This is a genomic window from Mycobacterium sp., from assembly GCF_036273375.1.
GTDB lineage: Bacteria > Actinomycetota > Actinomycetes > Mycobacteriales > Mycobacteriaceae > Mycobacterium.
Map to the genome: position 1 here is coordinate 1 of NZ_DASUHS010000064.1, position 20702 is coordinate 20702.

The 20702-nt window shown below is 65.7% G+C and carries 15 protein-coding genes, 1 tRNA gene and 1 pseudogene; 9 read left to right on the forward strand and 8 right to left on the reverse strand.

Annotation, left to right across the window (positions count from 1 at the left end):
* Window positions 1–308, reverse strand: a 308-nt coding sequence (locus tag VFW69_RS05940) for a hypothetical protein (RefSeq protein WP_526499136.1), incomplete at its 3' end; no start/stop codon positions are given.
* Window positions 309–403: 95 nt separating this feature from the next.
* Between VFW69_RS05940 and VFW69_RS05945 the strand changes: the two genes are divergently transcribed.
* Window positions 404–487 (forward strand) — tRNA-Leu (locus VFW69_RS05945).
* Window positions 488–512: 25 nt separating this feature from the next.
* Here the strand turns inward: VFW69_RS05945 and VFW69_RS05950 are convergent.
* The 3 genes and pseudogenes from VFW69_RS05950 to VFW69_RS05960 form a co-directional block, all read right to left on the reverse strand.
* Window positions 513–1040 (reverse strand): annotated as a pseudogene (locus tag VFW69_RS05950) (tyrosine-type recombinase/integrase); the annotation flags it as partial.
* Window positions 1041–1740: 700 nt separating this feature from the next.
* Entirely contained in the window at window positions 1741–2079 is a 339-nt protein-coding gene (locus VFW69_RS05955; protein ID WP_526499138.1) for a hemophore-related protein, read from the reverse strand.
* Between the two features lie 1278 nt (window positions 2080–3357).
* Window positions 3358–3783 (reverse strand): thiol-disulfide oxidoreductase DCC family protein, encoded by a 426-nt coding sequence (locus VFW69_RS05960; protein WP_526499140.1) that lies wholly within the window; start codon window positions 3781–3783, stop codon window positions 3358–3360.
* 279 nt (window positions 3784–4062) lie between these two features.
* On the opposite strand from VFW69_RS05960, the gene VFW69_RS05965 reads away from it, so the two are divergent.
* The 3 genes from VFW69_RS05965 (at window position 4063) to VFW69_RS05975 (ending at window position 9581) form a co-directional block, all read left to right on the forward strand.
* A complete protein-coding gene (locus VFW69_RS05965) occupies window positions 4063–6681 on the forward strand; it encodes an ABC transporter ATP-binding protein/permease (RefSeq protein ID WP_526499142.1) in 2619 nt (872 codons plus the stop codon).
* Window positions 6678–8414, forward strand: a complete 1737-nt coding sequence (locus tag VFW69_RS05970) for an ABC transporter ATP-binding protein (protein WP_526499144.1) — start codon at window positions 6678–6680, stop codon at window positions 8412–8414. Before VFW69_RS05965 ends, VFW69_RS05970 begins: the two co-directional genes overlap by 4 nt.
* Window positions 8415–8501: 87 nt before the next feature.
* On the forward strand, window positions 8502–9581 hold the full coding sequence (locus VFW69_RS05975; RefSeq protein WP_526499146.1) for a phosphotransferase family protein: 1080 nt from the start codon (window positions 8502–8504) through the stop codon (window positions 9579–9581).
* Here the strand turns inward: VFW69_RS05975 and VFW69_RS05980 are convergent.
* From VFW69_RS05980 to VFW69_RS05995, 4 genes are all read right to left on the reverse strand, one after another.
* A complete protein-coding gene (locus VFW69_RS05980; protein ID WP_526499178.1) occupies window positions 9567–12824 on the reverse strand; it encodes a helix-turn-helix transcriptional regulator in 3258 nt (1085 codons plus the stop codon). The genes VFW69_RS05975 and VFW69_RS05980 overlap by 15 nt on opposite strands.
* Before the next feature lie 106 nt (window positions 12825–12930).
* Complete coding sequence (locus tag VFW69_RS05985) at window positions 12931–13359, reverse strand: pyridoxamine 5'-phosphate oxidase family protein (protein ID WP_526499148.1); 429 nt, start codon at window positions 13357–13359, stop codon at window positions 12931–12933.
* A 57-nt stretch (window positions 13360–13416) separates the two neighbouring features.
* Window positions 13417–14238, reverse strand: coding sequence for a mycofactocin-coupled SDR family oxidoreductase (locus VFW69_RS05990; RefSeq protein WP_526499150.1), 822 nt, complete (start codon window positions 14236–14238; stop codon window positions 13417–13419).
* A gap of 37 nt (window positions 14239–14275) precedes the next feature.
* Window positions 14276–15448 (reverse strand): acyl-CoA dehydrogenase family protein, encoded by a 1173-nt coding sequence (locus VFW69_RS05995; RefSeq protein WP_526499152.1) that lies wholly within the window; start codon window positions 15446–15448, stop codon window positions 14276–14278.
* A 129-nt stretch (window positions 15449–15577) separates the two neighbouring features.
* Between VFW69_RS05995 and fabG the strand changes: the two genes are divergently transcribed.
* The 5 genes from fabG to VFW69_RS06020 are packed head-to-tail and all read left to right on the forward strand — an operon-like array spanning window position 15578 to window position 20640.
* Window positions 15578–16312, forward strand: a complete 735-nt coding sequence (gene fabG, locus VFW69_RS06000) for a 3-oxoacyl-ACP reductase FabG (protein ID WP_526499180.1) — start codon at window positions 15578–15580, stop codon at window positions 16310–16312.
* Window positions 16309–17535 carry a thiolase family protein gene (locus VFW69_RS06005; protein ID WP_526499154.1) on the forward strand — a complete coding sequence of 409 codons (1227 nt, stop codon included), beginning with the start codon at window positions 16309–16311 and terminating at the stop codon, window positions 17533–17535. The genes fabG and VFW69_RS06005 overlap by 4 nt, the downstream gene beginning before the upstream one ends.
* Window positions 17532–18731 (forward strand): CoA transferase, encoded by a 1200-nt coding sequence (locus VFW69_RS06010; RefSeq protein ID WP_526499156.1) that lies wholly within the window; start codon window positions 17532–17534, stop codon window positions 18729–18731. Before VFW69_RS06005 ends, VFW69_RS06010 begins: the two co-directional genes overlap by 4 nt.
* Window positions 18732–18755: 24 nt before the next feature.
* Complete coding sequence (locus tag VFW69_RS06015) at window positions 18756–19949, forward strand: acyl-CoA dehydrogenase family protein (RefSeq protein ID WP_526499158.1); 1194 nt, start codon at window positions 18756–18758, stop codon at window positions 19947–19949.
* Between the two features lie 4 nt (window positions 19950–19953).
* Window positions 19954–20640 carry a GntR family transcriptional regulator gene (locus VFW69_RS06020; protein WP_526499160.1) on the forward strand — a complete coding sequence of 229 codons (687 nt, stop codon included), beginning with the start codon at window positions 19954–19956 and terminating at the stop codon, window positions 20638–20640.
* The last annotated feature ends 62 nt before the right edge of the window (window positions 20641–20702 follow it).

The window sequence follows — 20702 nt, forward strand, 5'->3', positions numbered from 1 at the left end:
AGCGCGGGGTCGTCGGGTGCCTGCGGTGTGGGCTTGGGTCGCTCGGGCAGCAGCCCGGCGGGTATCTCCGTCATCAAGCCGGTGCTCCGCGGCGGTGGTGGTTCCTCTTCATAGCGAACGAATTTGCGGTATGCGTACACGCAGAAGCCCGCGAACAGTGGCCATTGCAACGCGTAGCCAAGGTTCTGGAATGAGCCGGAGACGGAATTGAACCTGGTCCACTGCCACCAGCCCAGGGCCAGGCAGCCGCACGCGGCGACGATCACCAGCGCGATGAGCGCGGGCCTGCGACGATGCGTAGTGGACACCCCTTGACCGTACCGCTCACGATTTGGGCCCGACGAATTCATCGGACCCGCCGACGGCGACTTAGAGCTTTCGCAAGCGATACGATCGCCACGCTGCGGGCGTGATGGAATTGGCAGACATGCCGGCTTTAGGTGCCGGTGCTCGAAAGAGCGTGAGGGTTCGAGTCCCTCCGCCCGCACTGATGCTGCGAGCCTCCTGTGCAGCTAGAGCTGATTTAACGTTTGCTGGGCGTCTCCGTGGCCACCTCGTGCCCACATTTTGCCCACATTTTCAGGTGAATACCGGGCATGCGGCGTGACTGCCACGGCGTCCAAATCGTCATCGAAGAGGTCCGCCTAGGTGTCGAGCGTGATCTTGGCTGAGGTGTGGCCGAGCATGCGTTGCAGCGCGAGCACATTGACGCCGGCACTGAACGCCAAACTGGCGCAAGTGTGCCGCAGGTCGTGGGGAGTGATCGCCTGTACCTTCGCCGCTTTGACCGCTCGCGTGAACCATCCGTTAGACGACGTCGGCCGTGGGAGATAGCCGCCGTCGCGGCCCGCGAACACCAGGCCTCCCGGTGCCTTGTCTTTGCATTGCACCGACAGCTCGTTAAGAACGAACTCCGGTACTGGTGGCGAGCGAGCTTTGCGCCCCTTGGTCGGACCCCCTGCCTGCCGTACACCGACCTGTACTGCGTTCTCCAGCACGGCAAGCCCTACGAGCCGTTCCGTTTGCTGGCGAACATCCCGACGGTTGCTACGATGGGGCCATCGGCAGCATATCTGCAGCATAAGGCCAATACAAATGAGGCTACACGGATAGCTAAGCCTCAGCCGAAACCGTCACTGGGACCTAAGTGGAGGAGCTCTTCGTTAAGCCGATGAAGATCGCGGCGACGGTAGAGGCAACCATGGAGATTTTGCAGGAGCATAAGGCCTTCGCTGAATGGCCGCCGGTTGAGCTTCAACGATCGGTGATTAACGCGGAAAGCCTCTACCTTTCCAGGCGAATGCTACGGGTGGGCCGACTGCCTCGGAATTCAATGGCTTGCTTCGGAACTTCTGGGGTTTTGTCCCCGCCACTCCCATCACCACGATCAGCCAGACCCCTGAAAACTCGGGTGTTCTCGTCGTCCAGGTATCGGCTGATACCTACTTCGGCGGCAGCACCGTGACGACGTCGGGCGCAACCGCCGCCATCAATTGTCAGCACCGGTTCAACTGTGCTGATCCCGACGACCGGCGCAGGTAGCCAGACGCTCTACGCGATCACCGCGTCAACGTCGAAAGTCACGTTGCTGCACCCGTGAAACCTCGGCGTGCTCGATGTCAACCACTCCAAACGGTTTCCATGACCAGGCATAGGTGGCATGGCGCGGCCACGACGGTTAACCCACCCGAGCTACGTCCAGCATCGAGCACGCCGAGAACCAAATGCCCATCCAGCCGCTCAGAAGTTGTTGCAGGTAGCGAAGGTCTGTTGGAGAGTTCCAATGTAGGGCTGGGTATCTGGATTGCTCACTATCTCCTGAGCAATTTGCCTTCGTTGACTGGGCGACCCGGCGAGGAACTGCTGCAACCCGGCCTGCATCTCTGGGTCGGAGGTGAAGGCCGCAGCAACCGTCGGGTCTTGCGCGTTCAATGCCGCCACGAGCTGGTCGTAAGTGCAGGTTGTGTTGACCGCCGGACCCAGATCGGGATCGGCGGACGCGACCCCAGCCCCGGCGGTCAGAGACAGTGTCAGACCACCAACCACCACAGCAAGTCTGGTCAACAACAGTTTGGCCATGTGTCACTCCCTTCCCTGATCACCGACTCTAAGGCATGCAGTTAAGCAGGGGGTATGTAAATCCATGAAACGACCATCCGGACGAGCCAGAGGCCGTGGCAATCTTTCGCACACGGCAAGGAAAGTAACACTGTCACACGGCTTTTAGCCCACGAATTGCATTGAAAAGCAATAACTTTGGAACATTATGGCAGCGTAGCACGGGACGCGGCGGCGATAACTCCCGTGAACTACCGTGATGCCATTTCGCAGCTAGAGACGATTCTACCTACTTTGGTCGGCAGCGTGAATTTTTCGGTTTCAAACAACCTGCCTGTGACGCTCCAAAAACCGCCGACGTTGAAACTTTTTTCCGCAGTTTGCGGAGTATTGCACACGCGCCCAATGACGGCTATAACATCAAATAGCCGACGGTAGTCAGATGCCACGGCTATTCAACTGGAAGAAAGGCCTGACCGATGAGGGCGAAGACCACCAAGAAGATGCTGAAAGCTGTCGCAGTGGCCGCGATGATGACCGGTGTGATGCTGGGATCGTCGGGCTGCATAACGATCGACCTTGGGGCACCAGGCGCAGTCAGAGCGGAATAACCCGCTTGCCGTGATGCTGGGATAACGCTCCGTTTCCATCGTCGGCATCGGCCAATGACGCTTGGACTGGTTGCCGCGCAATCTCTTACCCGACGGGGCCAAGCCAAATAGGGCATCCCAATGCGCCGATCGCTCCTGTCGCGATGGTTGCTGCGATGAGAGCTAAACGGAACCGCATGCACTCCGGTTCATGACGTTCCTATGCGGTGAGATTGAACTCGATACGCCGAGGAGAGCGTAAACGGTTCGATGCTTACCCTACTGAGCGGCGTGGTGATGAATTGTCACCAAATGCAGCCCTGTATCAATGGTGTCGGTGTCGCGCTTGTGGGCCTCGGCCGCATTTGAGATGGCCTGAAAGCGGGGGCGGAATATCGCTTGCTGAGCGGGGTAAAACACCGGCACGCGCAAAAAGAGTGTTGCCGCCTCCAAGGAAAGCGCAGGGGGCGGCCCCAGCGCCTCGGGACGAAATCTTGAGCGGCGCGCGGGTCAAATCCTTCCTGCCGGGTTATCCGGGACTCACAGGACACGAAAAGGATCCAATAAGGCGTCTCGCACACGGAGGTGCACCGCAGGTCCGCGATGAAGCATCGCCAAGCGGCGGAAGAGGATCGCAAGCTGGCAGAGCTGAAGCGGAAGGAATCCGAAGCGGACCTGGCCCAGGACGCCGCCCACTGATTGACGCCGGTCAGTCCTCCACGAAGCGGGCGCGGACCTCCGGCGCCGGCAACGGACAACTGTCGTACTTGCCGCCGACGCGGTAGCGGATCGCGGCGAACCTGTCGTAGAGCCAGTCGAGCAGCGGGGCCGGAATCACGCGAGCGATTGCGAACACCCGCCACGCTCCGCCGAGATAATTCGCCACGCGCAGCACTGCCTCGGATCGGACAGCCACCCGTTCCGAGGGCCCGGCCGGGTCATCGACAAACACGACCGAGTCGACGCTGCCAATCTCCGGGTGCCGCGCAATGATCGCTTTGGCGAAAACACTCTCCAGCGCCGCGAAGCGCAGAGGGCCGCTCGGATCGAATCGCAGGATCGTGCGCACCGACCGGTTGCACACCCCGCAGACCCCGTCATACAGCAGCACGGGCGTCGCCGACTCAGCACTCATATTTCCCAGATTACTGGCCGGCCCGCACGGCGGACTGCAGCGAGGTTGACCTATGGTAAGGCAACCCTTAGTTTGTGGGGTACCGTACCAAGTCGTGACCGGCTGGTCGGTGATCCGCGGCAGGGTGCGGCGGCCCGCATGGGTCGTAGCAGGTTTCGAATTCAGGGTGTGCGGCTCATGCTGGCCGCATCGATCGGTGGCCCGGTGGCGGTGAATCCGCCGGGTCATCCAGATCGCCGAGGCCGTCGCTGCGCGGAGCGCCGCGAGAAAGGACCGCTAATGGCACGCGGATTCCAGGGTGTGATGCTGCGCAGCTTCGGCGCGCGCGACCACAGCGCGACAGTCATCGAAACCGTTCGGATCGCCCCGCACTTCGTCCGGGTACGCATGACGTCGCCGACGCTATTCGAAGACGTCGATGCCGAACCGGCTGCGTGGCTGCGTTTCTGGTTCCCGGACCCCGACGGATCGAAGACGGAATTCCAGCGCGCGTACACGATTTCGGAGGCAGACGTTCCCGCCGGTCGCTTCGCGGTCGACATCGTGCTGCACGATCCGGGCGGGCCGGCGTCGTTATGGGCGCGCACCGTGGCGCCCGGTACCACCATCGCGGTCATGGCCTTGATGGGCTCGTCGCGGTTCGACGTGCCCGACGAGCAGCCGGCCGGTTACCTGCTGATCGGTGACTCGGCCTCCATCCCGGGGATGAACGGGATTATCGGAGTGGTCCCCGGCGACGTCCCGATTGAGATGTACCTCGAACAGCACGACGACAACGACACGTTGATCCCGGTCGCGCAGCATCCTCGGCTGCGGCTGCACTGGGTTGCCCGCCATGACGAGAAGTCGCTCGCCCTCGCGATCGAGAGCCGGGATTGGTCCGACTGGTATGCGTGGGCGACGCCAGAAGCCACCACGCTAAAGCAGGTGCGGGCGCGGCTGCGCGACGAATTCGGCTTTCCCAAATCAGAGGTTCACGCCCAGGCCTATTGGAGCGCCGGGCGCGCGATGGGTACCCGGCGCGGTGACGAGCCGGAGGCATCCGACGGTGTCGCGCCGCCCAGCGTGTCCGCGGAAGGCATTGCCGCGCAGCTGGAGTCGGCTCAGCAGGCGTTCGACGCGACACCCGCCCCGGCGGCCCGCGGGAACTGGCGTGCCCAGGGCGCCGGTCGACTGCTCGCGCCACTGCGGTCCGCGCTGATCGTCTCGGGCGTGCTGCAGGCGGTGATCACGCTGGTGCAACTTGCGCCTTTTGTGTTGCTGGTCGAGTTGGCGCGGCTCTTGGTTTCCGGGGCGCCCGGGGCCACCCTGCGGGACATCGGGATCGCCGCGGTATCGCTGCTGGGTCTGGGGGCGTTGCTCGGCGCCGCCCTCACCCTCTGGCTCCATGTTGTCGATGCGCGGTTCGCCCGGGATTTGCGATCGCGACTGTTGCGCAAGCTGTCCCGGTTGCCGCTGGGCTGGTTCACCGCACGCGGGTCGGGGTCAATCAAACAACTGCTGCAGGACGACACACTGTCCTTGCACTACCTGGTCACCCACGCCATCCCGGATGCGGTCGCCGCTGCCGTCGCGCCGGTCGCGGTGTTGGTCTACCTGTTCGCCGTCGACTGGCGGGTGGCGTTGGTGTTGTTTGCACCCGTCCTCGTGTACCTGGTGCTGACGTCATCGCTCACGATCCAATCGGGCCCGCGCATCCCGCAATCGCAACGCTGGGCGGAGACGATGAGCGGCGAGGCCGGCGCATACCTGGAAGGCCAGCCGGTGATCCGCGTCTTCGGTGGGGCCGCCGCATCCAGCTTCCGGCGCCGCCTGGACGAATATGTCGACTTCCTGGTCGGCTGGCAGCGTCCACTGGCCGGCAAGAAGACCTTCATGGACCTGGTCACCCGTCCCTCCATGTTCCTCTGGCTCATCGCGGTCACGGGCACATTGCTGGTGGTCACGGGCCGGATGAATCCGGTGAATCTATTGCCATTCTTGTTGCTGGGCACCACCTTCGGAGCGCGACTGCTCGGCATCGCCTACGGTCTCGGCGGTATCCGCGCCGGCATGTTGGCCGCCCGGCGCCTGCAGAACACGCTCGATGAGGCCGACCTCGCCGTGCGAGACCACGACGAGGCCCAGCAGGATTTGGCGGCCACGGTGGTGTTCGACAAAGTCGGCTTTGGCTACCGCCCCGACGTTCCCGTCATCCACGATGTCTCGCTGACCATGCGGCCCGGCACGGTGACCGCGCTGGTCGGCCCCTCCGGGTCGGGCAAGTCGACCCTGGCCGCCTTGCTGGCCCGGTTCCACGATGTTGAGCAAGGCGCGATACATGTTGGGGGACAGGATATTCGATCGATGACCGCCGACCAGCTCTATGCACAGGTCGGATTCGTGCTGCAGGAGGCACAATTAGTGCACGGTACCGTGGCGGAAAACATCGCGCTGGCCGTCCCCGATGCCACCATGACACAGGTCGAGCAAGCGGCGCGCGAGGCCCAAATTCACGACCGCATCATGCGACTGCCGGACGGCTACGACACCATGCTGGGCGCCGCAAGCGGGCTCTCGGGCGGCGAACGCCAACGGCTCACCATCGCCCGCGCGATCCTGGCCGACACCCCGGTGCTGATCCTCGACGAGGCCACCGCGTTTGCCGACCCGGAATCGGAATACCTTGTGCAGCAAGCTCTGAACCGGTTGACGCAGGACCGCACCGTGCTGGTGATCGCGCATCGATTGCACACGATCACCCGGGCCCACCAGATCATCGTGCTTGACCACGGCCGCATCGTCGAACGCGGCACGCACGACGAGTTGCTAACCGCCGACGGTCGATATCGACGGTTATGGGAGGGCGGCCGCCGCGACCAGTTGACCGCCGGCACGACTGGCGAGGGGGCGCGATGATTCGCACGTGGTTGAGTTTGGTCCCGGCGGATCGCCGCAACCGGGTCATCACCTACGCGGTGCTGGCATTGATCTCCGTGGTGGTGCGCGCGGTGGCCACCGTGCTGCTGGTCCCACTGGTCGGGGCGCTGTTCAGTGACGAGCCGCAGCGCGCGCTGGTCTGGCTGGGCTGGCTCACCGCGGCCACTGCGACCGGCTGGGTGATCGACACCGCAACGGCGCGAATCGGTTTCAATTTGGGTTTCGCTGTGCTGGATCACAGCCAGCACGACGTGGCGGATCGGCTGCCCGGTGTGCGGCTGGATTGGTTCACCGCCGAGCACACCGCGACGGCACGGCAGGCGATCGCGGCCACCGGTCCGGAACTCGTCGGTCTGGTCGTCAACCTGCTCACGCCCCTGATCTCCGCCATCCTGCTGCCCGCGGCCATCGCGGTGGTCTTGTTGCCGGTCTCCTGGCAGCTGGGGGTCGCAGCGCTGGGTGGCCTGCCGCTGCTGTTGGGCGCGCTGTGGGCATCGGCCCGCTTGGCGCGGCGCGCCGATGCCGCGGCCGCCGACGCCAATAGCGCGCTCACCGAACGGATCATCGAGTTCGCGCGAACCCAGCAGGCGCTGCGAGCCGCGCGACGTGTCGAGCCCGCGAGAAGCCTTGTCGGCGATGCACTGGCCGCCCAACACGGCGCCACTATGCGATTGCTCTCCATGCAGGTTCCCGGGCAGCTGCTGTTCAGCCTCGCCAGCCAGCTTGCGCTGATCCTGCTGGCCGGGGCGACCACCGTGCTGACCGTGAACGGAACGCTCACGGTGGCCGAGGCCATTGCGTTGATTGTCGTCATCGTGCGCTACCTCGAACCGTTCACCACCATCAGCGAGCTGGCGCCGGCGCTGGAAAGCACCCGCGCCACGCTCGATAACATCCGCTCGGTGCTCACCGCGCCGCTGGTGAATGTCGGCGCCGCCACGCTGGCGGGCGCCGTGGCGCCCCGCATCGAATTCGACGACGTCGTGTTCCGGTACGACGGTGCCGGTGTGCCGGTGCTCGACGGGGTGAGCTTCACGTTGGAGCCAGGCAGCACCACGGCGATCGTCGGACCGTCCGGTTCGGGAAAGAGCACCATCCTGGCGCTGATCGCCGGGTTGCATGAGCCCACCGGCGGCCGGGTGCTGATCGACGGAGTGGACGCGGCGACGCTGGACGGCGAAGCGCGGCGGGCGGCGAGCAGCGTGGTGTTCCAGCACCCTTATCTGTTCCACGGGTCGATCCGAGACAACGTGTTCGCCGGAGATCCCGGCGCCGGCGACGAGCAGTTCGCGCGGGCAGTGGCGCTCGCCCGCGTCGACGAGCTCGTCGGGAGGCTGCCCGACGGTGCCGGCACCGTCGTCGGAGAGGCCGGATCGGCGCTGTCCGGTGGTGAGCGGCAACGGGTCAGCATCGCCCGCGCGTTGCTCAAGCCCGCACCGATACTGCTGGTAGACGAGGCGACCAGCGCGCTGGACACCGAGAACGAGGCCGCGGTGGTCGACGCCCTCACCGCCGACCCGCAATCGCGCACCCAGGTGATCGTCGCGCATCGGTTGGCCAGTATCAGTCATGCCGACCGCGTCTTGTTCGTCGACAACGGCCGAGTGGTCGAAGATGGAACCGTTGACGAATTGCTCGCTGCGGGCGGCCGTTTCGACGAATTCTGGCGCCAGCAGCACGAAGCCGCGGAATGGCGGATTCTGGCCGACTAGCGCACCGCGGGTGACCGCAACTCTTGCGGTATGCCTTACAGTTTGTCAGTCGGACCGAGCTGTCTGCGTACAGGAGGCGTGCTGCTTATGAGTGCTGTGCTGTCGATACCGCGTTATCCCGGCGACGTGACCCCGCAGTGGTTGTCGGCCGCGCTCAGTGGCAGCGGCACACCTGTCGAGGTCGCCGACGTGGAGGTGGTCGCGATCGGTACGGGACAAACCGGGGCGACCTACCGGGTTACCGCTCGCTATGCGACGGATCCCGGCGACCTGCCGCAGACCTTTGTGATCAAGCTGCCCGCTCAGGACGATTCGGTGCGCGACCGGGTGGTCATCGGCTATCGCAGCGAATGCGCGTTCTACTCCTCGGTGGCGGATCGGGTCCAAGTGCCGACACCTCAGTGCTTCTATTCCGAGATCACCGACGATGCCATGCTTTTCGCGCTACTGCTCGCCGATCAGGCACCGGCGGTGCAGGGCGATCAGCTCATTGGGTGTGGCGAAACGGAAGCGCGCCTTGCGGTTACCGCGCTGGCGGGCCTGCACGCACCCAGTTGGTGCGATCCAGTCTGGCTCGATTTTCCGGGCATCGCATTCGGTCGGCCGGATGAAGCCGGTGCCAACGGCATGGGCGAGGTGGCGAAGATGAGCGCCGACATCACGCTGGAGAAACTTGGTGATCGGATGAGGCCGGAAGACCGCGACACCTTCAGCGCCGCAATGGGTTCGATTGCGCCGTGGCTGCTGTCCGAGTACGACCGGTTCGCCTTGCTGCACGGTGACTATCGGCTGGACAACCTGCTGTTCGATCCCGAGCGAGCCAGGGTCAGTGTGGTCGACTGGCAGACGCTCGGCGTGGGCTTGCCGGCCCGGGACCTCGCCTACTTCACCGCAACCAGTCTCAATTCGCACCTGCGGGCCAGCATTGAAGAAGAGCTCGTCGCGGACTATCACCGGGCATTGACGGCCGGCGGGGTCGGCGGCTACGACCGCGAAACATGTTGGCGCGATTACCGGCTCGGGGTGTTGCAGGCACCACTGATCTCGGCGCTGGGTTTCGCGTTCGCCGCGGCCACCGAGCGAGGTGACGACATGGTGCTGACCATGCTCAGCCGCGGCTGCCAGGCGATCCGCGAGCTAAGCACGCTTGACCTAATCGCGCATTGATCGGCGAGCCGCTTCTTGTGCCAACTGCATACGTGAGGTGAGTCCGAGTTTCGCGTAGACATGGGTGAGATGCGTCTGTACTGTCCGCGGCGAGATGAACAACCGATCGCCGATGTCCTTGTTGCCCAAGCCCTCGCCGACGAGCCGGGTGACGTCGCGCTCGGTCGGGGTCAGTGAGTCCCAACCGCTGGGCGGTCGCTTGCGTTCGCCTCGTCCGCGGCGCGCGTAGGCGATCGCCTCATCTGTGGACAGGGCCGCGCCGGCGTCCCAGGACGCGTCGAATTCCTTGTCCGTCAATGCCTTACGGGTCGCCTCGACCGACGCCGCGTAATCGGCGTCGTACACGCGGAAGCGGACGATGCCGGTTCGCTCGCGCACCGCGTGCGCCGCGCCGAAAAGCCGTGCGGCTTCCAGGTGGCTCCCGGCGTCTCCCACCAAACGGGCAAGGCACTCAAGTAGGTCTGGAGCGAACAGGTGTGCTCGAGTCTCCGCCGCACGAATCAATGCGTCGTGGAGATCGCGTTCGGCCTGTCCGGGCTCATTTTCCGCCAACGCGACGCGGGCGCGGGTCAACAGCGCCTGCACTGTGAACCACCCCGCCGCGGCCGCGACGTCCTCGTCGGCGAAGCGGCGCGCCACCGCCAGCTCGCCGCGGGCCAGCGCGACCTGGGCCGAGGGCTTGCTGGTGGTGCTCGCAAGCGGCAAGCCGGCGAACCGCTCGCGTGCGGCATCGCCGGCATCGGTGGCCGCGCCCACGTCGCCACCGGCGAGCGTCGCGAACGCCAGCGCCGCGTAAACGACACCTTCCTGGTAGCGGCCGATCTCTGGAGCGTCATCGAGCGCCTCTAGCGCGAGCGCCCGGCCCGCGTCCGCCTGCCCGGTGTGGGCCAGCACGTGGCCCAGGGCGGCGCGGGCATTGACCTGCCAGATCAGGGCGTGTGCCGCGTCCGCTTCGATCATCAATTCGCGATGCCCCGCTTCGGCCCGGGCAACATCGCCCCGCACCCATTGCACGCCGGCGAGACACCACCGGCATGCGCGCGAATAGCCCCGGTCGCCGAACTCGTCGGCGAGGTCGCGGCCCTCGGTCGCGGCCGCGGCCGCGGCGTCCAGGTCTCCCGCGCCCAGTATGGCGGTGAGCGCCTGACTGTAGAGGAGTTGGCTCAGCCTCCACCGGTCGCCCATGGCCCGGGTCAAGTTCTCCGCCTCCGACAGGTACGGCCGGGCCAGTTCGGCGTTCCCGGCGGCGAGACGGCCGCACGCCGTCAGCGCCCGTGCCAACAGGGCGGGATCATCCAGCTCACGCGCGATGGCCAGCGAACGCTGCGCTCGCGCAAGGCTTTCCGCGTCGCGCATGTTGTCCAGGAATGCCTTGTCGGCCAGCGCCCGCGCCATCGTCCGGGGCGTCACATCGGCGCCGGCCTCCGCGTCGGCCAGACCCACGTCGAGCCAGTCCGACCCCTCCTTGAGCCCGCCCCGCGTCAACCAGAGCGGCTGCAGCGACGTGGCCAGTTGCAAGGCGCTGTCGGTGTCGGAATTCTCCCGGCTCCACGCGAAGGCGGCGCGCAGGTTGTCGATTTCGGCCTGCGCTCGATCCAGCAGGAGCTCCAGGCTGATGTCACCCGGAGCGTCGAGTGTCGCCGCCATCGCGGTGAAATGGTCACGGTGCCGGTCTCGGACGGCGACGACCTCCGGGGATTCGCTGAGCTTTTCCTGGGCATACTGGCGGATCGTTTCCAGCAATCGGTATCGCATTGGCCCGCCGGCTGATTCGGCGGTCACCAGCGACTTGTCAATGAGCAGTGCCAGCACATCCAGCACTTGGTGCGAAGCCAGGTCCTTTTCGCAGACCACCTTTCGGCAGGCTTTGAGGTCGAACCCGCCCATGAAGACCCCGAGCCGGCGGAACAAGATCCGCTCGGGCTCGGTCAACAGCGCGTGTGACCAGTCCACCGAGGCCCGTAGCGTCTGCTGGCGGCGCACCGCCGTCCGCGACCCGCCGGTCAACAACCGGAACCGGTCCTGCAGGCCGGCGAGGATCTCGTTGGGCGACAACGCGCGCACCCGCGCCGCGGCCAGCTCGATCGCCAGCGGCATGCCGTCGAGGCGACGGCAGATCTCATGGACCGCGGCCGCATTGTCGTCGTCGATGCCGAAGCCGGGACGCGCGTGGCCGGCGCGGTCGCTGAAGAGCCGCACGGCGGCGTCGTCGAACGACAGGGACGGCACCCGCCACGTCACCTCGCCGCTCACGCCGATCGGCTCGCGGCTCGTCGCCAGCACCGTCAACTGCGGACAGGCCCCCAACAATGCACCGGTCAGCGCGGCGCTGGCATCGAGCAGGTGCTCACAGTTGTCGAGCACCACCAGCATGTGCCGGTCGCCGATGAACTGCAGCAGGCTTTTCTCCGGCAATCGCCCCGGCTGATCCGGCAGCCCCAGTGCCCGGGCGGTGGTGAGGGGCACCAGGTCCGGGTCGGTGAGCGGAGCCAGGTCCACATACCAGATTCCGTCGGCGTAGCCGCCGGCGGTGGAGGCTGCGATCTGCACGGCCAGCCGGGTCTTGCCCGCGCCGCCGGCACCGGTCAACGTCACCAGCCTGTGCTGCGCGAGAATGTCTCGCACGTCGTCTATTTCGGCTTCGCGACCCACGAAGCTGGTCAGCTGAACGGGAAGACGTTGCACGAGAACGGATTCGCGCTTCCGAAGCGGCGGAAATTCATTGCACAGGTCGGGATGACACAGTTGCACCACCCGCTCCGGACGGGGCAGATCCCGCAGCGCATGGGTGCCCAGGTCGGTCAACCACGCGTCGTCGGCGAGCGCGTCGGCAATCAGATCGCCGGTGGTGCCCGACAACACCGTCTGGCCGCCGTGCGCGAGTTCGCGGAGCCGCGCGGTCCGGTTGATGGCCGGCCCGACGTAGTTGTTCTCGTCGCGCAATTGCACCTCGCCGGTGTGCACCCCGATGCGGAGCCGCAGCGGTGCCAGCGGAGCGCGTTGCAACGCGAGCGCGCACGCCACCGCGTCGGACGCCCGGCTGAACGCGATGACGAAGCTGTCGCCCTCACCCTGCTCGACCGGGCGGACGCCGTGATGGGCCCCGACCAACTCGGCCAGCGCTTGGTCCAGGTTGGCGATCGCCGCGGTCATCGCCTGCGGCTGCGAATCCCACAATTGCGTCGAACCCTGGACGTCGGCCAGCAGCAACGTCACGGTGCCGGTCGGCAGGGGCTCGTTCATCGCTTCGCCTATGCCTGGGTCGCTCAACTCGATTTCGCTCATGTTAGCCAGCATGGGCCGGGCGCACGCCGCAAAACATCGGCGGATGCGCGTAGATTTCGGGCGGTTACAGGTCGCCGGTGAAGTCGGCGCTCAGCCAGCGGTCGGGCCGGATGGTGAACAGCACCTCCTCGACGCCTTCCATGCTGTGCACGAAGGCGCGGCCGCCCTCCTCGCCGAGATAACGGATGGCGATCGATTCCTGCAGGTCGGCCGGGGCCGGGTTGCTGGTCTCGACGACGGTGCCTTCCACCACCACGTACTGATACGGCGGCTCCTCGCGCTGGACCACCAGGGTCACCGCCCCCGCTTGCGTGATGAGCCGGGCCTTGCGGCTGGACGCCCCAGTCATGATCCGGAGGTTTCCACCGAGGGTGTAGTCGTACCAGATCGGGACGCTGGCCGGCGGCCGGCCTTCGGTGGCGGCGACGGACAGCACCGCCACGTGCTTGTCGGCGAGGAACTCCTGGCGCTCGGTTTCGCTGAAGGCTTTCATGACGAGTGCAAACGCCGGGACGTTGGAGCTATTCCCATGCGACCTGCCCGAAGGCGATCAGTACTGCGTCGAGCCCTGGTCGACCGGGATTTGTGCGGCGGTGACCTTGCGAGACTCGTCGCTGGCCAGCCAACACACGGTATCGGCGATCTCCTCCGGCTCGGCGACCCAGTCCGGCAAGAACGGTGTGAGGACGTGCGACAGCTGCGGATTGGTCTCCATGGTCTTGCCCACCGCGTTGATCATGTCGCCGGAGCCCATCGCGGTGTTCACCGGACCCGGGTGAACACTGTTGACCCGAATCGAATGCTTCCCCAATTCCGCTGCGAACGCGCGCGCCAGCCCGGTGACGGCGTGCTTGCTGGCGGTGTAGTGGATCATGAACGGCTGCATCTTCATGCCGGCCGCAGAACTGATCAGGATGATGGAGCCGCCGCGTCCTCCCTCGATGATCTTGTCTGCGCCGGCCATTACGGTGTTCCAGGTGCCGGTCACGTTGATGTCCATGACGTCGCGGAAGTTCTCCGGCGTGATGTCGTCCCATGCCTGCGGAGCCGCAACCCCGGCGTTGGCGACGATGATGTCCAGCCGGCCCAGCTCGGCGACGCCTTCCGCGACGACCTTTCGCAGACCGTCGAAGTCGCGGGTGTCTACGGCCGACGGGATGATCCGGCGGTTCGCTGCTTCGACCAGGCGCACGGTCTCGCTCAGGTCGTCGGGAGTCGCCGGATCGTAGGGCACGCACGACGGCAGCTTGCCGGCGATGTCGACGGCGATGATGTCGGCGCCCTCCTGGGCCATGCGCACCGCGTGCGCCCGGCCCTGGCCTCGGGCCGCGCCGGTAATGAATGCCACTCTTCCGGCAAGCTTGCCGCTCATAGCTGCTCCTCTATTCGGTTCGGCTGCGCCGCCGCTCTTAGCGCTGCGCCGCCTTGACGAGGTTCGATCCGATGATCAAACGCTGAATTTCACTGGTGCCCTCGTACAGCCGCAGCAGGCGCACGTCGCGGTAGATGCGCTCGACGGCAACACCTCGCATGTAGCCCGTGCCGCCGTGAATCTGGACCGCGAGATCCGCGACATTGCCGGCCATTTCGGTGCAGAAGACCTTGGCGGCCGACGGTGCGATCCTGCGATCCTCGTCGGCCACCCATAGCCGAGCGGCTTCGCGCACCAGCGCACGGCCGGCCATCACCCCGGTCTGCTGGTCGGCGAGCATGGCCTGCACCAGCTGGAAGCTTCCGATCGGCGCCCCGCCCTGGGTCGCGGTGGCGGCGTACGACACCGATTCGTCGAGCGCCCGTTGAGCGGCGCCCACCGCGAGGGCGGCGATGTGCACCCGTCCGCGGGCCAACGAGGTCAGGGCCGCCCGATAGCCGTGGTCCTCACTGCCGCCGACGAGCGCATCGGAGCCGACGCGCACGTCGGTGAAATTGACGTCGGCCGTCCAGGCGCCTTCCTGGCCCATCTTGGCGTCCTTGGCGCCCACGTCGACGCCGGCGGCGTCTGCGGGAACCAGGAAGACGGCGATTCCCGGACCCTGGTCGTCGGCCGGCCGGGTACGTGCGAACACCACAAAGAGATTGGCGACTGGCGCGTTGGTGATGAAGCGCTTCTGCCCGGAGATCACCCAATCATCGCCGTCGCGAACGGCTTTGGTACGCAAGCCGACCGGGTTCGACCCGGCGCCGGGTTCGGTCAGCGCGAAGGAGGCGACGACGTCGCCGGACGCGATCGACTCCAGCCAGCGGGATTTCTGTTCGTCGGTGCCGAACCCCACCAACACCTGTCCGGCGATGCCGTTGTTGGTGCCGAACATCGAACGCAGCGCCAGTGACGTGTAGCCCAACTCCATCGCCATCTCGACGTCCTGCATCAGGTTGAGGCCAAGGCCGCCCCACTCCTGGGGAATCGCGTAGCCGAACAGGCCCATCTTCTTGGCCTCGTCGCGCAGGTCGTCGGGGACGCGATCGGTGTCGAGGATCTCCTGCTCGCGTGGGACGACGGCGCTACGAATGAATTGCCTTGTCTGAGCGAGGATCTCGCGGAAGTCCTCGTCGGAGACCTCAGCGGCTTCGGCGGTGGCCATGGGCTCCACACTCCTCTCTGAATCCGGGACACCCCGGTTCAGAGCAGGATCCTATATCAAATATGATGTTTGCCTCGGACGTGCCCGGTGGAGGCGATAACAGCGAAGGATGTGTGGTCGAAAGTGGCGATGTTGACAGGTCAGACCGCGGTAATCACCGGCGGAGCGCAAGGGCTGGGTCTGGCCATCGCGGAGCGCTTCGTCGCTGAGGGTGCGCGAGTCGTGCTCGGCGACGTCAATCTCGAGGAAACTCAAGTCGTGGCCAAGCAGTTGGGTGGTGATGATGTCGCGGTCGCGGTTCGATGCGATGTCACCCAGTCGTCCGACGTCGAAACGTTGATCCAGACCGCGGTCGAGCGTTTCGGTGGCCTGGACATCATGGTCAACAACGCCGGGATCACCCGCGACGCGACAATGCGCAAGATGACCGAGGAGCAATTCGATCAGGTGATCAACGTGCACCTGAAGGGGACTTGGAACGGCACCCGGCTGGCCGCCGCCGTCATGCGGGAAAACAAGCGCGGCGCGATTATCAACATGTCCTCGGTGTCCGGCAAGGTCGGCATGATCGGCCAGACCAACTATTCGGCGGCCAAGGCCGGCATCGTCGGTATGACGAAGGCGGCCGCCAAAGAGCTGGCCTACCTGGGTGTCCGGGTGAACGCGATCGCCCCGGGCTTGATCCGCTCGGCGATGACAGAGGCCATGCCGCAGCGCATTTGGGATTCCAAGGTTGCCGAGGTGCCGCTGGGCCGGGCCGGTGAGCCCAGTGAGGTCGCCAGCGTGGCGCTGTTCCTGGCTTCCGATCTGTCGTCCTACATGACCGGCACCGTTATGGAAATCACCGGCGGCCGACACCTATGAGCGCGACGCGCGAGGCCGTCATCTGTGAACCCGTTCGGACGCCGATCGGCCGTCACGGCGGAATGTTCAAGGCACAGACCGCCGTCGACCTCGGTGTCACCGCGCTGAAAGGGCTGCTCGCGCGCACCGGGCTGGCGCCCGACGCCGTGCAGGACGTGATCCTCGGCCACTGCTACCCCAACAGCGATGCGCCCGCGATCGGGCGGGTGGTGGCGCTGGATTCCGGCCTGCCGGTGACGGTTCCGGGCATGCAGGTCGACCGGCGCTGCGGGTCGGGCCTGCAGGCGGTCATTCAAGCGTGCCTGCAGGTGGGCGCCGGGGACCATGACCTCGTCGTCGCCGGGGGTTGCGAGAGCATGAGCAACGTCGCCTTCTACTCCACCGACATGCGGTGGGGCGGCGCCCGCAACGGGGTACAGGTGCACGACGGCCTGGCCCGGGGACGCACGACCGCCGGCGGCCAAAACTATCCGGTGCCCGGCGGAATGCTGGAAACTGCGGAGAATTTGCGCCGCCAGTACGGCATTTCACGCCAGGAGCAGGACGAGCTCGCCGTGCGATCCCACAAGCGTGCCGTGGCCGCGCAGAAAGACGGCATTCTGGCCGAGGAGATCATCCCGGTCGCGGTCCGCACCCGCAGCGGCGACGAACTCATCGACACCGACGAACACCCGCGCGCCGACACGTCGATCGAATCGCTGGGCAAGCTCAAACCCGTTCTGCTGAAAGATGATCCGGAGGCGACGGTCACGGCCGGCAACGCCAGCGGGCAGAACGACGCGGCATCGATGTGCATGGTGACCACCCCGGAGAAAGCCGACAAATACGGCCTTAGGCCGTTCGTGCGGCTGGTGTCGTGGGGTGTCGCGGGGGTCGCACCCAACGTCATGGGCATTGGCCCGGTGCCTGCGACCGAGGTGGCGCTGGCCAAGGCGGGCTTGCAGCTGTCCGACATCGACCTCATCGAGCTCAACGAAGCCTTTGCGGCGCAAGCGCTTGCCGTGATGCGGGAATGGAATTTCGGCGCCGCCGATCACGAGCGGACCAATGTGCACGGTTCGGGGATCTCGCTGGGCCACCCGGTGGGCGCGACAGGCGGACGGATGCTGGCGACCTTGGCGCGCGAGCTCCATCGCCGCGAGGCGCGCTACGGCCTGGAGACGATGTGCATCGGCGGCGGCCAGGGCCTGGCTGCCGTCTTCGAGCGGGTCGTATCGCGATGACCAATTCGGCATTGCCGTTGGACGGCTTGACCGTCGTGGAGGTATCGAGTTTCGTCGCCGCGCCGCTGTGCGGCATGACGCTGAGTCAGCTTGGTGCAGAAGTCATCCGGGTCGACCCGATCGGCGGGGCCTCCGATGTGCAACGGTGGCCTCTGGCGGCTGACGGCACCTCGATCTACTGGACCGGTCTGAACAAGGGAAAGCGTTCTGCCACCATCGATCTGCGGTCCCCGGACGGCCATGAACTGGTCCAGCGGCTGATCATCGAGGGTGACGGCATCGTCGTGACCAACGCGGCGGGCTTGACCTGGCTCAGCCACGACGCCTTAACGGCCAAACGACCCGACGTGATTCACGTTCAGTTACTCGGGCGCGGTGACGGTTCCACCGGCGTGGACTACACGGTCAACGCGGGTCTCGGCTATCCGCTCGTCACCGGTCCGGCCGATCATGCCGGTGCGATCAATCACGTGCTACCGGCCTGGGACGTGTGCTGCGGACTGTACGCTGCGCTGGCCGTCGTCACCGCCGTCCGCCACCGCGAGCAGTCCGGGGCTGGGGCGCGGATCAGCCTGGCGCTGGAGGACGTCGCCCTGGCCACCGCAGCCAACCTGGGGTTGCTGACCGAGCCGCAAGTCAATGGGACACAACGCGAACGGCTGGGTAATGCGATCTACGGCCAGTACGGGCAGGACTTCGTCAGCGGTGACGGGGCCAGGTTCATGGTGGTTACCTTGACGGGTCGGCACTTTCGCGACCTGCTGGCGGTGACGGGCACTGACGGCGCGGTGTCGGCGCTCGCCGAGGCGTTGGGCGCCGATTTCGGGTCCGAAGGCGATCGCTACCGCTACCGTGATGTGCTGTCGAGTCTGTTCGCCACCTGGTTCAGCGATCACACCGCCGACGAGATCACCACCGCGCTGTCCGAAACCACGGTGCTGTTCGAGCGGTACCGCACCTTCGCCGAGGTTGCCGCGGGACCGAAAGTCACCGAAAATCCGATGTTTTCGCGATTACGGCAAGCAGGCCTCGGCGACTACTATGCCCCGGGCCTGCCAGCCGCATTCGACGGCACACATCCGGCCAGCGCGCCCGCGCCGGCCCTGGGCCAGGACACCGCCGAAGTTCTAGCGCGGTTGGGGTTGAGCGCCGCCGACATCGAGCGTCTGACGACCGCCAACACCATCGCCTGCTGAGTAGCCGGAAGGGAACCACAGCACATGACCAAACTCGCCCAGACCCTTGGATTGACCGATGTGCAGACCGAGATCATCGCCACCGTAAGAAAATTCGTTGAGAAGGAAGTCATTCCCCACGCGGCCGAGCTGGAACGGGGGGACACTTACCCGCAGGCGATCGTCGACCAGATGCGGGAGATGGGCCTGTTCGGCTTGATGATTCCCCAGGAGTACGGCGGGCTGGGGGAGTCGCTGTTGACCTACGCGCTGTGCGTCGAGGAGCTGGCGCGCGGCTGGATGAGTGTCTCGGGCGTGCTCAATACACACTTCATCGTGGCGTACATGCTGCGCCAGCACGGCACCGACGAACAGAAGCAGCGGTTCCTGCCGCGGATGGCGGCCGGTGAGACGCGGGGCGCCTTCTCGATGTCGGAGCCGGAGCTGGGTTCCGACGTGGCCGCGATCCGCACGCGGGCACGGCGCAATGACGACGGCACCTACACCATCGACGGCCAGAAGATGTGGCTGACCAACGGCGCCACCTCCACTCTGGTGGCGGTGCTGGTGCGCACCGACGAGGGCTCGGACAAACCGCACCGCAACCTCACCGCGTTCCTCGTCGAGAAGCCGGTCGGTTTCGGCGAAGTCGTTCCCGGCCTGCGCATTCCGGGCAAGATCGAGAAGTTGGGCTACAAAGGCATCGAAACCACGGAGATGATTTTCGACGGCTATCAGGCCAGTGCCGACGACATTCTGGGCGGCGCCACCGGGCAGGGCTTCTTCCAGATGATGGACGGCATCGAGGTCGGCCGGGTCAACGTCTCGGCGCGCGCGTGTGGCCTCGGGATTCGTGCCTTCGAACTCGCGGTGCGTTACGCACAGCAACGCGAGACCTTCGGCAAGCCGATCGCCGAGCATCAGGCCATCGCGTTCCAACTCGCTGAGATGGCGACCAAAGTCGAAGCCGCACACCTGATGATGGTCAACGCGGCACGCTTGAAGGACTCGGGGGAGCGCAATGACGTCGCCGCCGGGATGGCCAAATACCTGTGCAGCGAGTACTGCACCGAGGTCACCCAGCAGAGCTTCCGGATCCACGGCGGCTACGGCTATTCCAAGGAATACGAAATCGAACGGCTGATGCGCGACGCGCCGTTCCTGCTGATCGGCGAGGGCACCAGCGAGATCCAGAAGAACATCATCAGCAAGCGATTGCTCGCCGAGTATCAGGTGTAGGCAGATGAGTGGTCTTGAATTCGCTGCGCGACCTCAACTTTCCGAGGACGTTGCGCGGATCATCCGCAGGAGGATATTCGACGGGGCGTACGCCGCCGGATCGTACGTCCGGCTGGATCAACTGGCCGCGGAGTTGGGTATCAGTGTCACACCGGTGCGTGAGGCGCTGTTCGCGCTGTGCGCCGAAGGCTTGATCAACCAGCAGCCGCGCCGTGGCTTCGTGGTGCTGCCGGTTACCGGGCGCGACGTGACCGATGTGGCGAATGTGCAGGCGCACGTCGGTGGTGAGTTGGCCGCGCGGGCGGCGCTCAACATCACCGATGAGCAACTGCACGAGCTCAAGGAGATCCAGGCGCAGCTCGAGGATGCTTACGCCGGCGATGAACACGAACGCACCGTGCGGCTGAATCACGAATTTCACCGCGCCATCAATGTCGCGGCAGACTCGCCCAAGCTCGCCCAGCTGATGTCACAGATCACCCGGTATGCCCCCGAATCGGTGTTTCCCGCCATCGCGGGCTGGCCCGAGCAATCGATGCAGGACCACCGGCGGATCCTGTCCGCGCTGAAAAAGCACGACGACAAGCTCGCCCGCGCGGCGATGTCGGAACATCTTGCCGCCGGTGCGGTGCCGCTGATTGATCACCTTGTCGCACGCGGAGTGGTGGCCGACGAGAATGGTCCAACCTAGGCACCGTCCTTGAATCGGCGAATGCGGATGATGAATTGTGCTTGGCCGCCGCCACAGATGGT

What these genes read in the sequence shown, in the direction of transcription:
- VFW69_RS05955 (WP_526499138.1), bottom strand. Translation starts at nt 2,079, where the DNA reads ATGGCCAAACTGTTGTTGACCAGACTTGCTGTGGTGGTTGGTGGTCTG.
- VFW69_RS05960 (WP_526499140.1), bottom strand. Translation starts at nt 3,783, where the DNA reads ATGAGTGCTGAGTCGGCGACGCCCGTGCTGCTGTATGACGGGGTCTGC.
- VFW69_RS05965 (WP_526499142.1), top strand. Translation starts at nt 4,063, where the DNA reads ATGGCACGCGGATTCCAGGGTGTGATGCTGCGCAGCTTCGGCGCGCGC.
- VFW69_RS05970 (WP_526499144.1), top strand. Translation starts at nt 6,678, where the DNA reads ATGATTCGCACGTGGTTGAGTTTGGTCCCGGCGGATCGCCGCAACCGG.
- VFW69_RS05975 (WP_526499146.1), top strand. Translation starts at nt 8,502, where the DNA reads ATGAGTGCTGTGCTGTCGATACCGCGTTATCCCGGCGACGTGACCCCG.
- VFW69_RS05980 (WP_526499178.1), bottom strand. Translation starts at nt 12,824, where the DNA reads ATGAACGAGCCCCTGCCGACCGGCACCGTGACGTTGCTGCTGGCCGAC.
- VFW69_RS05985 (WP_526499148.1), bottom strand. Translation starts at nt 13,359, where the DNA reads ATGAAAGCCTTCAGCGAAACCGAGCGCCAGGAGTTCCTCGCCGACAAG.
- VFW69_RS05990 (WP_526499150.1), bottom strand. Translation starts at nt 14,238, where the DNA reads ATGAGCGGCAAGCTTGCCGGAAGAGTGGCATTCATTACCGGCGCGGCC.
- VFW69_RS05995 (WP_526499152.1), bottom strand. Translation starts at nt 15,448, where the DNA reads ATGGCCACCGCCGAAGCCGCTGAGGTCTCCGACGAGGACTTCCGCGAG.
- fabG (WP_526499180.1), top strand. Translation starts at nt 15,578, where the DNA reads ATGTTGACAGGTCAGACCGCGGTAATCACCGGCGGAGCGCAAGGGCTG.
- VFW69_RS06005 (WP_526499154.1), top strand. Translation starts at nt 16,309, where the DNA reads ATGAGCGCGACGCGCGAGGCCGTCATCTGTGAACCCGTTCGGACGCCG.
- VFW69_RS06010 (WP_526499156.1), top strand. Translation starts at nt 17,532, where the DNA reads ATGACCAATTCGGCATTGCCGTTGGACGGCTTGACCGTCGTGGAGGTA.
- VFW69_RS06015 (WP_526499158.1), top strand. Translation starts at nt 18,756, where the DNA reads ATGACCAAACTCGCCCAGACCCTTGGATTGACCGATGTGCAGACCGAG.
- VFW69_RS06020 (WP_526499160.1), top strand. Translation starts at nt 19,954, where the DNA reads ATGAGTGGTCTTGAATTCGCTGCGCGACCTCAACTTTCCGAGGACGTT.